Source organism: Actinomyces oris, from assembly GCF_001937445.1.
GTDB classification, from domain to species: domain Bacteria; phylum Actinomycetota; class Actinomycetes; order Actinomycetales; family Actinomycetaceae; genus Actinomyces; species Actinomyces acetigenes.
The window spans coordinates 1-812 of record NZ_MSKS01000082.1; the positions used below are offsets into that span (position 1 = coordinate 1).

Genomic DNA, 812 nt, shown 5'->3' on the forward strand with positions numbered 1-812 from the left:
CTGCAGTACCCCATGTACTGGTACTCCACCCCCGCCCTGCTCAAGCAGTGGCTCGACGACGTGCTCCTCTACGGCTGGGCCTACGGCTCCACCGGAAAGGCCCTGGCCGGCAAGGAGCTGCTGGTGGCCGTCAGCACCGGCGGCCCCGGCGACGCCTACAGCCACGAGTCCTCTTACGGCTACACGCTCACCGAGCTGCTGCGCCCCCTCCAGGCGACGGCGAACATGGTCCAGATGACCTACCTCGAGCCCTTTACCACCACCGGGACCCTCACCATCACCGATGAGGCCCTGGCCCAGCGGGCTGAGGACTACGCAGCCACGCTGAAGTCCACGGACCTGCCCGCGCTGGAGCCTCACGGCTGAGTCCACCGGCAGGCAACTACATGCCCGAGGGCCCAGACCGGCGAAACCGGCCTGGGCCCTCAGCACGTCTCACGGGCGTCTCAGCCGAAGATGTCGAGCATCGGAAGCTCGGGGGTCTGGAGGACCGCGGCGTAGTCCTGCGCCCGGCGGGCGATGGCCTCATCGGTGATCTCCAGGGCGCCCACCGACAGGAAGGGCACCGCGTACTTGGTGCCGATGACTCGCGAGGTCCCCTGCATGGGCCGCAGGAACTCGTGGATCGTGTAGATGTGCGCGCCCTCGCGGCCGTAGGCGCTGCCGGCGCCGCCGACACTGACGGCCACCAGCAGCTCCTTGCCGTGCAGGGCCGTGCCGGTCGAGCCGTAGGCCCAGCCGAAGGTGAGGACGTCGTCGAGCCACTTCTTGAGCAGGGGCGGGCAGGAGAGCCAGTACATGGGGTACTGCAG

General features: G+C 68.8%; 2 protein-coding genes. One reads left to right on the top strand and one right to left on the bottom strand.

The genetic code is table 11. The features are described 5' to 3' along the window. On the top strand, positions 1-366 hold a 366-nt coding region (locus tag BKH20_RS13585), incomplete at its 5' end, for an NAD(P)H-dependent oxidoreductase (RefSeq protein ID WP_075391483.1). A gap of 80 nt (positions 367-446) precedes the next feature. Here the strand turns inward: BKH20_RS13585 and BKH20_RS13590 are convergent. Continuing rightward, positions 447-812: NAD(P)H-dependent oxidoreductase (locus BKH20_RS13590; protein ID WP_075391484.1), on the bottom strand; the 366-nt coding region annotated here is incomplete at its 5' end.